General features: G+C 27.0%; 11 protein-coding genes and 1 pseudogene. 10 read left to right on the plus strand and 2 right to left on the minus strand.

Annotated features, from left to right (window positions below):
- Window positions 1-44: 44 nt before the first annotated feature.
- The 5 genes and pseudogenes from CKV87_RS00310 to CKV87_RS00330 all read left to right on the plus strand — a co-directional run bounded on the left by CKV87_RS00310 (window position 45) and on the right by CKV87_RS00330 (window position 6,341).
- Window positions 45-428, plus strand: coding sequence for a FixH family protein (locus CKV87_RS00310; RefSeq protein ID WP_012011972.1), 384 nt, complete (start codon window positions 45-47; stop codon window positions 426-428).
- Window positions 428-1,615, plus strand: coding sequence for a TolC family protein (locus tag CKV87_RS00315; RefSeq protein WP_012011973.1), 1,188 nt, complete (start codon window positions 428-430; stop codon window positions 1,613-1,615). The genes CKV87_RS00310 and CKV87_RS00315 overlap by 1 nt, the downstream gene beginning before the upstream one ends.
- Window positions 1,612-2,615, plus strand: a pseudogene (locus tag CKV87_RS00320) (efflux RND transporter periplasmic adaptor subunit). The gene CKV87_RS00315 and the pseudogene CKV87_RS00320 overlap by 4 nt, the downstream one beginning before the upstream one ends.
- 6 nt (window positions 2,616-2,621) lie before the next feature.
- A complete protein-coding gene (locus tag CKV87_RS00325; protein ID WP_012011975.1) occupies window positions 2,622-5,729 on the plus strand; it encodes an efflux RND transporter permease subunit in 3,108 nt (1,035 codons plus the stop codon).
- Window positions 5,730-5,777: 48 nt separating this feature from the next.
- Window positions 5,778-6,341, plus strand: coding sequence for a YceI family protein (locus CKV87_RS00330; protein ID WP_004510109.1), 564 nt, complete (start codon window positions 5,778-5,780; stop codon window positions 6,339-6,341).
- A 30-nt stretch (window positions 6,342-6,371) separates the two neighbouring features.
- On the opposite strand, the gene CKV87_RS00335 is transcribed toward CKV87_RS00330, so the two are convergent.
- Window positions 6,372-7,700 (minus strand): NFACT RNA binding domain-containing protein, encoded by a 1,329-nt coding sequence (locus tag CKV87_RS00335; RefSeq protein WP_012011976.1) that lies wholly within the window; start codon window positions 7,698-7,700, stop codon window positions 6,372-6,374.
- 93 nt (window positions 7,701-7,793) lie between these two features.
- Between CKV87_RS00335 and CKV87_RS00340 the strand changes: the two genes are divergently transcribed.
- The gene (locus CKV87_RS00340; protein ID WP_012011977.1) at window positions 7,794-8,111 is read left to right on the plus strand and encodes a hypothetical protein; all 318 of its coding nucleotides are present in this window, start codon (window positions 7,794-7,796) and stop codon (window positions 8,109-8,111) included.
- A gap of 66 nt (window positions 8,112-8,177) precedes the next feature.
- Window positions 8,178-9,782 carry a DUF3373 family protein gene (locus tag CKV87_RS00345; RefSeq protein WP_012011978.1) on the plus strand — a complete coding sequence of 535 codons (1,605 nt, stop codon included), beginning with the start codon at window positions 8,178-8,180 and terminating at the stop codon, window positions 9,780-9,782.
- A 26-nt stretch (window positions 9,783-9,808) separates the two neighbouring features.
- Here the strand turns inward: CKV87_RS00345 and CKV87_RS00350 are convergent, their stop codons facing one another.
- Window positions 9,809-10,324, minus strand: coding sequence for a hypothetical protein (locus tag CKV87_RS00350; protein WP_004510113.1), 516 nt, complete (start codon window positions 10,322-10,324; stop codon window positions 9,809-9,811).
- Between the two features lie 111 nt (window positions 10,325-10,435).
- On the opposite strand from CKV87_RS00350, the gene thrS reads away from it, so the two are divergent.
- The 3 genes from thrS (at window position 10,436) to rpmI (ending at window position 13,104) form a co-directional block, all read left to right on the plus strand.
- Window positions 10,436-12,244: a threonine--tRNA ligase gene (gene thrS, locus CKV87_RS00355; RefSeq protein WP_012011979.1), complete on the plus strand. Its 1,809-nt coding sequence runs from the start codon at window positions 10,436-10,438 to the stop codon at window positions 12,242-12,244.
- Entirely contained in the window at window positions 12,241-12,768 is a 528-nt protein-coding gene (gene infC / locus CKV87_RS00360; RefSeq protein WP_004510115.1) for a translation initiation factor IF-3, read from the plus strand. Before thrS ends, infC begins: the two co-directional genes overlap by 4 nt.
- A gap of 138 nt (window positions 12,769-12,906) precedes the next feature.
- Complete coding sequence (rpmI, locus tag CKV87_RS00365) at window positions 12,907-13,104, plus strand: 50S ribosomal protein L35 (RefSeq protein WP_004510116.1); 198 nt, start codon at window positions 12,907-12,909, stop codon at window positions 13,102-13,104.
- The last annotated feature ends 88 nt before the right edge of the window (window positions 13,105-13,192 follow it).

The raw sequence follows: 13,192 nt of genomic DNA on the forward strand, positions 1-13,192 counted from the left end.
AAACTTTAGATAGATTTTCATATATCAAAAAATAAAGGATAAATATGAAAAATCTATTCAAAGTGTTTTTAGCACTATTTCTTACAGTTGGCTTTTTAAATGCACAAAGCTTAAATCAAAAAAATCAAGTTGATGGATATGATGTTGAAATTACAAGTACAAGAGATTTAAGTGCTGGTTCAAACGAGCTTTTTGCAAATATTACAAAAGATGGAAAAGCTGTAACAACTGCTAAAGTTAAAGTTAAATTCTTTATGCCAGAAATGCCAGGAATGCCATATATGGAGCATGAAGGTGAAGGAAGTTTAGCTGGTGATAAATATAAAATGACTATTAATTTTTGTATGAATGGAACTTGGCAATATCAACTAAAATTTAAAACAGATGATGGTGTTATTCATACAGTTAAAAGTAGTGTGAATTTCTAATGTTAAAGATTTTATTTAGTTCATCTTTAGTTATCTCTTTATTGGGAGCTGTTTCTATTGATGAATTAGTAAATGATAGTTTTGAAAAAAATTATGACATTAAAAGCTTAGAAAAATCTATTGAAATTGCAAATCATCAAATAGCAATTGCAAAAAATTGGGAAAACCCAATGATTGCTTTTAAAACAAATGAAATTATGTTTGATAAACCTTTATCAAATCAAAAAGAGTATGGAGTAGAACTTTCTCAAGCTATTCCTATTGGAAAAAAACTTGATATTGAAGAAAATATTGCAAAGAATGATAGAAATATTCAAATATATAGTTTAGAAGATAAGAAACTTGAGTTAGAATCAAAAATATATGAATACTCTTACAATATTCTGATTTTTGAAAAAAGATACGAATTACTCAATACTTACCAAAAAAATTTAAAGAAATTAGAAAATCTAAATACTTTATTACAAAAATATGAAAAGGCAACTTTAAATGAAGTAATAGATAGTCAAATTTCATCTTTAGATTTAAAGTTAGAACAAGAAAATCTAAAAAATAGTATTGATAACTTGTACTTGAATTTAGAACAAATCACATATAAAAAAGTTGATTCTATAACTCAAAATCTAGATATAAAAAGAGTTGATAAAGAAAAAGCGACTTCAAATCTTAGTTCTCATCCTCAAGTAAAAACTTTAGAAGAAAATAGCACAAAATATAGTCAAATGGCATCTTTAGAAGATGCTAAAAAATTTTCTAGTGTGACGGTAAGTTTAGAATATATGCAAAATAAAGAGCAAGATTATGCAAATGTAACAGTTGCTATTCCTCTTCCTATTTATAAAACTGAAAATGTAAATAGAATAAAAGCAAAGTTAAATGCAAATGAAACAAATGATAAATTGGATAGTTTATTACACAATTTATCTTTAGAAACGCAAATTTATGTAAATAATCTAAATCAAAATGTAAGAAACTATGAAGTAATCCAAAAAGAGATAATTCCTCTAAAACAAAAGATTCAAAAAAACATAGAAAATTATAATAGTTTTGAAAAATCAAATCCACAAGATAGTATAAAAAATCTAAATGAGTTAATAACTTATGAATTAAAAGCCTTAGATGAAGTTCAAAAATATTATGAAAACTACTCTAAACTACTCTATTACTCTAACAAAGGTATAAAATGATAAAAAATGTATTAATACTTATTCTACTTCTGGGAAGTTTTGTAAATGCCGAAATTTTAGATGCAAAACAGTTATTTAATAAAAAAATTACAAAAGTAAAAAAAGAAGAGATACTTTTGAGTAAAAGTTTTTATGGGATTACAAAAATAGATGAAAGTTCAACTTTTGATATTGTAAGTAGATTTGATGGTTATATTACAAATTTAAATGCGAATAAAAATTATATGACTATAAAAAAAGGTGAGCCTTTATATTCTATTTACTCTTCTGAGATTTTATCTATTCAAAATGAACTTCAAATATCAAAAGAGTTAAATCAAAACATTTATCAAAGTACACTTTTAAAATTAGATAATTTAGATATCTCAAAAGAAAGCCAAGAAAAGATAAAAAGTGGTAAATTAAATAACAATGGGTTAGTTGTAACTTCACCTACAAATGGAATATTGTTACAGAAAAATATAAACAATAAAAGTTCAGTTTCAAAAGGAATTACCCTACTTCAAATAACATCTTTAGATAAAATTTGGTTTATTGCTTCTGTTTATCAAGAAGATTTAGCTTTTATAAAAAAGATAAACAAGCTACAATTTATATTGATGGATTAAATACAAGTTTTAATACAAAAGTTGATTTCATTTATCCTATCTTTGATGATAAAAGTAAAACAGTTGATGTTAGATTTATTTTAGATAATAAAGAGTTAAATTTACTGCCTAGTATGTTTGGAAAAGTTGATATTATAGATGAACAAAAACAGCTTTTGACTTTACCTAAAACAGCCGTATTGAAAAAATCTGATAGTTTTTATGTATTTAAATATGTATCAAATAATGAATTTAAACCTGTAAAGATTGAAGCAAAAAGAATAAACTCAAATAAATATGAAATAATTAGTGGATTAAATGAAAATGATGAGGTTATAGATAATGCTTTATTTTTACTTGATTCAGATGCTTTGACAAACTCTTTGTATGAATCAGATAATGAAGATTGGTAAAATATTATGATAGAAAATATAATCTCATATAGTGTAAAAAATAAGTTTATTATTCTTTTTGTTGTTTTCATTTTGACACTTTCTTCTATTTGGGCTGTTAAAAATACAAGTTTAGATGCATTACCTGATTTATCTCCTGCGCAAGTTATCATTCAAGTTGAGTGGGATGGACAAAGTCCAAAAACAATAGAAGAACAAATCTCTTATCCTCTTATTTCAAATTTGATGAGTTTGCCAAATATCGAAACAGTTAGAGCAATGAGTTCTTTTTCAAATGCAATGATTTATATCATATTTAAAGATGGAACAAATTTATATGATGCAAGAAGTCGAATTTTAGAACAACTTTCTACTTTACAAGGAACTTTTCCTAGTGGTTCGAGTGTTCAACTTGGAGTTGATGCAACTGGTGTTGGTTGGGCTTATGAATACGCATTAAAATCAAAAACAAGAAGTTTAGAAGAGTTACGAACTTTACAAGATTATTTTTATAAATTTGGGCTTTTAGGAGTTGATGGAGTTAGTGAAATAGCAACAATTGGTGGTTTTATAAAAAATTATGAAATTACATTAAACCAAGACAAATTAGTTCAATATGATTTAAATATAGAAGATATTAAAAAAATTATTGAAGCAAACAATGATGACAAAGGTGGAAGAATTGTTTTAGAAAATGGTTATGAATACATAATTACTGCTCGAGGTTATCTAAAATCAGTTGTTGATATTGAAAACATAACAATACAAACTGAAAATAATATACCATTGAAAATAAAAGATATAGCAACAGTTAATATAACAAGTGAAAATCGAAGAGGAATGGTTGATTTAAATGGTGAAGGTGAAACTGTTGGTGGAATTGTTGTTGTAAGGTTTGGAGAAAATCCATATAAAGTTATAAAAGCTGTAAAAGAGAAACTTAAAACTTTAAATGTTCCAGATGTTGAAATTGTTGAAGTTTATGATAGAACTTCATTAATTGATAAAGCAATAGATACTCTAAAAAGAACTTTGATTGAAGAATCAATTATTGTTATGATAGTTGCAGGACTATTTTTATTTCATTTTAGAAGTGCTTTAATCATTATCATAACTTTACCAATTACAGTTCTTATTAGTTTTTTCCTTATGAAGTTATTTGGAATTGGTTCAAATATTATGAGTTTAGGTGGAATTGCAATTGCTATTGGAGCAATGGTAGATGCAACTATTGTTATGGTTGAAAATGCACACAAACATCTTCAAGGAAAAGATAATCTTACAAATGAAGAAAGAACTTCTATAATTATAAAATCAGCAAAACAAGTTGGTCGCCCTATTTTCTTTGCCCTACTTTTAGTTGTAGTTTCGTTTTTACCAATTTTTGCTTTAACAGGACAAGAAGGAAAACTTTTTTCTCCTTTAGCTTTTACAAAATCTTTTGCAATGATGTTTGGAGCAATTTTATCAATTACAATAGTTCCTATTTTGATGATATTTTTAATTCGAGGAAAGATTTTAAAAGAAGATAACAATATCTTAAATAGATTTTTTATAAATATCTATTCTCCACTTTTACATTTTGCTTTAAGATTTAAGTATTTTGTTATAGCCATATTTTTTGTAACTTTAGTTCTAGCAGTAACCATTTATCAAAAACAAAAATGGGAATTTATGCCTATGATGAATGAACAAACTTTTATGTATATGCCTGTAACTCCTTATGGAATTGGAATAGATTTAGCAAAAGAGTTAGCACAAAAAACAAATATGGTTATAAAATCTTTTCCAGAAGTTGAAACTTCTTTTGCTAAAGTTGGACGAGCATTAAGTGCAACAGATCCAGCTCCATTATCCATGATAGAAACAATTATCACTTTTAAACCAGAAAATGAATGGCGAGAAGGAATGACATATAAAAAGTTAATGGAAGAGATGGATAAAAAACTTCAAGTAAATGGTTTGATTAATTCTTGGACTTATCCAATTCGAGGAAGAATAGATATGTTAATGACAGGGATTAGAACTCCTTTAGGAATTAAACTTTATGGAAATGATGCAAAAATTCTTCAAGATATTTCTACAAAAATAGAACAAAAGTTAAAAAAATATGAAGGAACATTGAGTGTTAGTGCAGATAAAATAAATTCTGGATATTATCTAAATATAAAAATAGATGATGAAAAAATATCACGATATGGTATTTCAAAAAATGATATTTTAGAAACGATATCTTTAGGAGTTGGTGGAGCTAAAATATCTACTTATTTAGATAAGTTAGAAAGATATCCAATAAGTTTGAGATTTGAAACAACACAAAGAGAAGATTTGGCAGTTTTACAAAATCTTCAAATTAAAACAAAATTAGGTTGGAAACCTCTAAATTTATTTGCAACTTTGAGTTACGAAGAAGCACCTTCAGTTATTCAATCTGAAAAGGCTTTAAATGTGGCTTTTGTTTATATTACTCCAAAAAATGGATTTTCTACAAAAGAGTATAAAGATGAAGCAAATAAATTATTAGAAGAGATAAAACTACCAAATGGTTACTATTTTGAATGGTCAGGACAAAGTGAATTTCTTGAACTTGCTATGAATAAATTAGTTTATATCATACCAATTACTTTTATGATTATATTTATTTTAATATATCTTGCATTGAAAAATATTACTTATTCTCTAATAATATTTTTTACTCTACCTTTTGCAATAACTGGTGGAATATTTTATATAGAGTATTTAGGTTTTAATATTTCAATAGCTGTAATTGTTGGATTTTTAGCACTTTTAGGTGTTGCCGCTGAAACTTCAATTGTAATGCTTTTATATCTCGATGTTGCTATTAAAGAATTCAAAGAAAAAAATGAAGAATATAGTGATAAAAATATCATAGAAACTATTTATAAAGGAGCAGTTTTAAGACTTCGTCCAAAACTTATGACTTTATTTACAATTTTAGGAGGATTAGTTCCTATTATGTATATACATGGAGTTGGAAGTGAAGTTATGCAAAGAATTGCTGCTCCTATGATAGGAGGAATGATAAGTTCTACATTTTTGACACTTTTTATAATTCCAGCAATTTTTTACATTGTTTTGAAAAGAAATAAAGAATTTGGATTAACTAAACATTAACTTTATATAAATAGAATAAATTGATTTATAAAAAGAAAAGGAGTCCCAATGAGTATAGTTTCAAAAATTACAAGCGCATTACTTTTAACAGGAAGTTTGCTAATGGCGACTGAATATAAAGTAGATAATGCACACACAAATGTTGGATTTACTGTAAAGCATATGATGATTACAAATGTAAATGGTAATTTTAAAACATATGATGCAAATATTGATTATGATGAAGCAACTAAAACTTTTAAAAAGTTTAGTGCAACTGTAGATACAAAAACAGTAGATACAGGAATTGAAAAAAGAGATGATCATTTAAGAAGTGATGATTTTTTTGCTAGTGAGAAATTCCCAAAAATGACTTTTGAAATGACATCATATAAACCTGATGGTAATGATGGAAAAATGACAGGAAATTTAACTATTAGAGGTGTTACAAAAACTGTTACTTTAGAAGTTGAAGACATAGCCTCTATGGGAAATAAAATTGGTTTTGTTCTTGAAGGAAAAATCAATAGAACAGACTTTGGTTTAAAATGGAACAAAACTATTGAGTTAGGTGGCGTTGCAGTAGGTGAAGAAGTTAAAATTAAAGTTGATGTTGAAGCTGAAAAAAAATAACTAAAAAAGAGACTAGACTTTAGTCTCTTTTTAAAATTTAATAACAATAGTAGTATATGGATTATATAGTACATTTGCTCCTGATTGGATTTTTACATTTCTTCTTTGTGTATAGTCCACTTCATAAGTTCCACTAAAATCAACTGAAAATTTTGCGCATAAAGTTGCAGCTTGAATTATAACTGATTGAGGTATCTCTTTTTTTGTATTTTGTACTATTACATGGCAAGAAGGTCTATCTTTTAGATGAAACCAGAAATCACTGGCTTTTGAGTTTTCAAGTAGATAAATATTTTCTCTTTGGCTTGTACCTAAAAGTATTTTATAACCTTCAAAAAAGAAAATCTCACAAGTTTGTGATTTTTTTGTTTTTGTTTGATTTCGCTCTTTTTTAGGTAATAAAAATTCACACTCTTCAAGAGAAGTTGCATTTTTTATACTACTTATTAGTCTTAATAAATATTCTAATTTTTGTGTTAGATTATCTTTTTCCAAAGAGATATTTGAAGCTTTTTGTTTTGTTCTTTTTGCTTTTTTAAATAAATCATTTGAATATTTAGATGCACTTTGTTTTGCTTCTAAATCTAGTTCTACTTCAATACCTTGATAATTATAAACTTTTAAAGATTTTTGATAAGGTTTTATATTGTGTAGGTTTGACAAGATAAGATTTGCTTTTTCGTAAAGTTCATTTGATTCTTTTTCCAAATCCTCTTTTTTGGGTAAATCTTCTATTGTTGATTTTAGTTTTTTTGCCTTTTTATCTATTTGAGAAATTTTTTGTTTTTTTAGATTTTCTAAATTTTCTTTCTCTTTTTGCTCATAAACTTGATATAAATAACTCTCTATGTCTTCTATTTTTTCAATTTTAGGAATAAAGTTCTGTTTTGGAACCTCATCTAACTTATGCCCTACTTTTACAATTCTACTTGAAGAAAACTCATCAATATGTCTTAAAGCTTCTAAAACTACTCTATTTTCATCTAAAACTATAATATTTGTATATTTACCTGTAAATTCTAATTGTAAAATTGTAATTTGCTTTTTATATGAAGATGAAGATGAGACTTTTATGTTTACAATTTTATCATCATTGTATAGTTCAATACTCTCTATTTTTGAGTTATTGAATCTTTTTTGAAGTATCACATCAAAGGGTGCATTAAAATCTTTTTTTGAAGATAATATCTTATTATGTTTAAAAATTATCGAGTTTGATTTAGAAATATCAACATATAGAATATTTTTATTATTAAATTCTATTATGATTAAATTGTTATCTATTCTTCTAATAGACTTGATATTTTGGGTATTTATTGATAAATAATTAACAATTTCTTTTAGTATAAAGTACTTCATTTTTGTCCAAATTTATAAATTTTTTTGAAATTTTTAAGAGATTTTCAACTCTGTTAGATATAATTATAGCTAATCTAAAATTAGGAGTGTAATATGAAATTATTAAAATTATTAGTTGCTAGTAGTATAGCTTTAGGACTTTCGACATCTTTGATGGCAGATGCAGCAAAAGGACAAAAGTTTTATATTAAGCTATTAAAAGAACCTTGTGGTATGGATGGTGCAAAATTTGCAGTTAAACATACTCAAGATGAGTGGAAAAGTATAGCTGAGTCTGGAAAATTTGAACAAGAAGTTATTAAACTTTGTCCAAATGTAAAAGCTGGAGATTTAAAACCAAATGCTCAAAAAGAGATTATTGACTTTTTGATTGAATATGCAAGCGATTCTGGAAATGTACCATCTTGCTAAAAAGTTAAAGGGTGATTTTATCACCCTTTTTTTATGTTAAATTATTATAGTTAGGAAAGAGTTAATATGAAAAAAAATTTAATCGCGATGTCTGTTGTTACTGCACTTGCAACAACTTCTTTTGCATCTGATATGAATAAAGAGATGTATAATCAAATACAAGCTTTAAAAGCACAAATTGAAGCTTTAGAAAAAAAAGTAGCACAACAAGAGGCAAAAGATAAAGAGGCTGAAAAAGCTGTTACAAATGTGGCACCAACTCAACAAAAAGTTGCTGTTGATGAAAAAAGAATTGAAAATATTGAGAAAAAGCTTGAGACAGTGTCAAAAACTGCTACAACTGCAAAAATTCAAAGTGCACAAGATAATATAAAATGGGATGTTGATTTTAGAACACAAGTTGATAATATTCAGTATAAACATGCTGATGGTTCAAAATCAAAAAATGATGCACTTTTAACAAATAGACTTTGGTTAGGTGCAAAATATAAAGCTGATGATAATTCATCATTTTTTGGAAAATTATCTTATAACAAAGCCTTTGGAGATACAGCAGATCATTCTCAATCAAATACAAATCCAGGTTATGCAAACTTTGATTGGGTTACAAATGAAAATGCAACGGATAATTCGATAAAAGTAAAAGAAGCTTATTGGTTATATCAAAATGAAAGACTATTTAGTTCTGATATCCCTTGGTCAGTTTCTGTAGGTCGTCGTCCTTCAACTGATGGTTTACCTATAAATATTAGAAACGACCAAAAACCAAATTCTCCACTTTCTCATACTATTGATGTTGAATTTGATGGATTCTCATTTAAACTTGATACAGAAGGTGTTACTGGATTTACTGGTTCTTGGTTAAAAATCTGTGGAGGAAGAGGCTTGACAAATGCAACTCCAAGATTTGATATGTTTAAACCAGCATATTCAAAAGATGATGAAAAAAATGATGATGTTGATATGTTAGGGTTAATAGTTGTTCCTTATGATGATGGACAATATTCTGTTCATATGCAATACTCACATGCTTGGAATTTGATTGGTTATAGTGCAGATGCTATGGGTAAATTTAATAATGCCTATGGTACTTATACAAATAATCCAGATGCACAAACAGCTTATGAATTACAAATGGCAAAACCTTCATTTGAAGATGTTGGAGATATAGATTTAGCAACAGTTTTATTTAAAGCTGAAGGTATTGGAGATGGAATTTCTGAAACTTTAGATAATACAACTGCATTTGCATCATTTGCTATGAGTAAAACAAATCCAAATTCTAAAGGAATGTTAGGTACAACTGATTCTCAAACTGGTTATTCTGTTTGGTTAGGAGTAAATACTGCTTGTCCAATATTACCAGATAGTGCAAGAATTGGATTTGAATGGAATAAAGGAAGTAAATACTGGAGATCTATGACTTATGGTGAAGATACATATGCTGGAAGTAAAATAGCTGCACGTGGACAAGCTTTTGAAGTTTATAGAACTCAAAAATTAACTGAAGCTTTAAGTTTTGGTGTTAGTTATGTATATATAGATTATGATTATACAGGTTCTAACTCATTCTTTGGAGCTGATGGAGAGCCTATTGCAATTTCTGATGCTAATGGAAGTGCAGTAAAAGAAGCTCAAGATATTAGAGCTTATATGAGATATAAATTCTAAAAAAAGGTGATTTTCACCTTTTTTTACTATCTAAGATTATATTTATCGAAATTATAAATAACTTTTTCAGCTAATTCAATCATTTTTATATTTAATTTTTTAAATTCAGGGTCTTTCATATTTACAAGAAATTTATCATAAACTTGAAAATATGGATATAAAATAAAATATATATACTCTTTTGAAGTAGATTCTTTATTTAATTCTTTAAACCACAAAGCAAGTAAAGAAAAATAAAGCATTGAAGGATTAAAAGTTTCATTTTCTTTTAAATTTTTTGAAATTTCATTATTTATGAAGTTATATCCATTTAAAACAGCTTTTATTCGATAGTGTTTTGCATTTTGAATATAATAGTTTTGAGGAAAAGTTACATTCAAAATCTGTTTTAACATATCATTTCCAATATTATTAAATTCTTCAACAATATCTTTATCTAGTTCTGATTCATTTAAATTAATTTTATCCTTATAAGATAAAATCAAATCTTTACAAAATAGTAGTAGGCTTTCAGTTTTTATTTTAGATATATTCAAAATCATGCTAAATTGTAACTAAAATTTACTAAATTAAATTTATATTTAAATAAATTAAGTCACTTTGAGATAGAATAATTGTAAATTTATAAATTATTGAATAGAAAAAGGAAATTATTGGAACCTATTGGAATATTAAAAGATGGTCAAATATATGACCTTCAAACTGCGGAAGCTTTGAATATCCAAGGAGATGAGATTAAATCTGATGATTCAAAAGAGTCTTTAGATATTTTAAGACACTCGTGTGCTCACCTTATGGCACAAGCTATCAAAGAACTTTACCCTGAAGCAAAATTTTTTGTTGGACCTGTTGTAAAAGAAGGATTCTATTACGATTTTAAAGTAAATAGTAAGATTTCAGATGATGAATTACCAACTATTGAAAAGAAAATGAAAGAAATAGCAGATAGAAAACTTCCTATAACAAGGCATGAAACGACAAAAGAAGAGTTTTATGAAAAATTCAAAAATGATGAGTTAAAACAAGCTGTTTTAAAAAATATCAAAGATGATGTTCTAACTATTTATCGACAAGGTGATTTTGAAGATTTGTGTAGAGGTCCTCATTTACCAAATACAAGAATGATTAGAAGCTTCAAATTAACAAGAGTAGCAGGTGCTTACCTTGGTGGTGATGAAAAAAATGAGATGATTACAAGAATCTATGGAATTGCATTTTTTGATAAACAAGCTTTATTTGATTATACAAGAATGCTTGAAGAGGCTAAAAAAAGAGACCATAGAAAATTAGGAACAGAATTAGAATTATTTACTTTTAATGATGATGTAGGAGCAGGACTTCCTATGTGGTTACCAAAAGGTGCTAGACTTAGAAGTAAATTAGAACACCTTTTATATAAAGCTCATAGAATTAGAGGGTATGAACCTGTTCGAGGACCTGAAATTTTAAAAGCAGAAATGTGGAAAATATCAGGGCATTATGCAAACTATAAAGAGAATATGTATTTCACTACTATTGATGACCAAGAATATGGTATTAAACCAATGAACTGTGTTGGACATATTCAAATATTTAAAAACAATCTAGTTTCATATAAAGAACTACCAAAAAAACTTTTTGAATATGGTGTTGTTCATAGACATGAAATGAGTGGTGCAATGCATGGATTATTTAGAGTTAGAGAATTCACTCAAGATGATTCACACATATTTTGTACACAAGATCAAATCAAACAAGTAATCTTTGAAGTATTAGAATTTGTTGATACTTTATTAAAAGTTTTTGATTTCAAATATGAAATAGAAGTTTCTACAAAACCAGAAAAAGCAATTGGTGATGATATTTTTTGGGAAAAAACAACAAAAGGTATTATGGATGCTTTAGATGAAAATAATATCTCTTATGGAATTGATGAAGGTGGCGGAGCTTTCTATGGTCCAAAAATTGATATTAAAATTCTTGATGCTATTGGAAGAAAATGGCAATGTGGAACAGTTCAAGTTGATATGAACTTACCTTCAAGATTTAATGTAGAATATATAAATGAAAAAGGTGAAAAAGAACAACCAGTTATGATTCATAGAGCAATACTTGGTTCTTTTGAAAGATTTATTGGTATTTTAACTGAACACTGTGCTGGTGAGTTTCCATTTATAATTGCTCCAACACAAGTTATTTTAGTACCTATTGCAGATTCTCATGTTGAATATGCAAAAGAGTTACAAAAAGCTCTTTTAGAAAATGATTTAGACTCAGAAATTTATAATATGAATGAAAGTTTAAATAAAAGAATTAGAATGGCAGAAAAACAAAGAGTTCCAATGATAGTTGTTATTGGAGATGAAGAAGTAGAAAATAAAACAGTTGCACTAAGAAATAGAAGAACAAGAGAACAATCAAATATGAGTAAAAATGAGTTTATCTCAATGCTAAATGAAATCAAAAACGGGAGTAGAATTTGAGTAAAGACAAAAGAAAAGATGATGTAATCATGAATGAAATGATTACAGCAAAAGAAGTTAGGTGTACAAGTGATGATGGAACAAACCATGGAATTATTCCAACAGCTCAAGCTTTAGCTCTTGCTGATGAGATGGGTTTAGATTTAGTTCTTATTGCGCCTGATGGGAAACCACCTGTTGCAAAAATCATGGATTATGGTAAATTTAGATACCAACAAGAAAAAAAGAAAAAAGAAGCTAAAAAAAATCAGAAAGTTATCGTTATAAAAGAGATAAAACTTTCAGTAAAAATTGCTGAAAATGATGTTAACTATAAAGTAAAACATGCTAGAGAATTTTTAGAAGAAGGAAATCATGTAAGATTTAGAGTTTTTCTAAAAGGTAGAGAAATGGCAAATCCTCAATCAGGAATTGACGTTTTAAATAAAATTTGGCCAATGGTTGAAGATATAGCTGTTATGGACAAAGAACCAAAACTTGAAGGAAGATATGTTAATCTTTTAGTTCTTCCTAAAAAAGATTAAACTCAAAGTATAAGAAGAGATATGTTCTCTTCTTCTCCCCTATTTAAAATTTATTTAATAATAAACTAATTCTAATTTCAGTATAATCCAAAACTTTTTCACTATGAAAAATGCAAATTTATATGAAAGGATTTCTTTATGCCAAAAATGAAAAGCGTTAAAGGTGCTGTTAAAAGATTTAAAGTAAAGAAAAACGGAACTATCAAAAGAGGTTCTGCTTTTAGAAGCCACATTTTAACTAAAATGAGTCAAAAAAGAAAAAGAAACTTAAGAGGACCAAAAACTGTACATAGTACAAATGTTGCTGGTATTCTTTCAACTTTGTGTAAAGCGTAATTACTTAAATTAAGTAATTTTTGTCCCTCCATTTTAGAATGGATAAGTTCAGCTAAAGCTGACACCTTATTAAAAATAACGGTTAAGA

Source organism: Aliarcobacter butzleri, from assembly GCF_900187115.1.
GTDB classification, from domain to species: Bacteria; Campylobacterota; Campylobacteria; order Campylobacterales; family Arcobacteraceae; genus Aliarcobacter; species Aliarcobacter butzleri.

What these genes read in the sequence shown, in the direction of transcription:
- CKV87_RS00335 (WP_012011976.1), bottom strand. Translation starts at nt 7,700, where the DNA reads ATGAAGTACTTTATACTAAAAGAAATTGTTAATTATTTATCAATAAAT.
- CKV87_RS00340 (WP_012011977.1), top strand. Translation starts at nt 7,794, where the DNA reads ATGAAATTATTAAAATTATTAGTTGCTAGTAGTATAGCTTTAGGACTT.
- rpmI (WP_004510116.1), top strand. Translation starts at nt 12,907, where the DNA reads ATGCCAAAAATGAAAAGCGTTAAAGGTGCTGTTAAAAGATTTAAAGTA.
- CKV87_RS00310 (WP_012011972.1), top strand. Translation starts at nt 45, where the DNA reads ATGAAAAATCTATTCAAAGTGTTTTTAGCACTATTTCTTACAGTTGGC.
- CKV87_RS00315 (WP_012011973.1), top strand. Translation starts at nt 428, where the DNA reads ATGTTAAAGATTTTATTTAGTTCATCTTTAGTTATCTCTTTATTGGGA.
- CKV87_RS00325 (WP_012011975.1), top strand. Translation starts at nt 2,622, where the DNA reads ATGATAGAAAATATAATCTCATATAGTGTAAAAAATAAGTTTATTATT.
- CKV87_RS00345 (WP_012011978.1), top strand. Translation starts at nt 8,178, where the DNA reads ATGAAAAAAAATTTAATCGCGATGTCTGTTGTTACTGCACTTGCAACA.
- CKV87_RS00350 (WP_004510113.1), bottom strand. Translation starts at nt 10,324, where the DNA reads ATGATTTTGAATATATCTAAAATAAAAACTGAAAGCCTACTACTATTT.
- CKV87_RS00330 (WP_004510109.1), top strand. Translation starts at nt 5,778, where the DNA reads ATGAGTATAGTTTCAAAAATTACAAGCGCATTACTTTTAACAGGAAGT.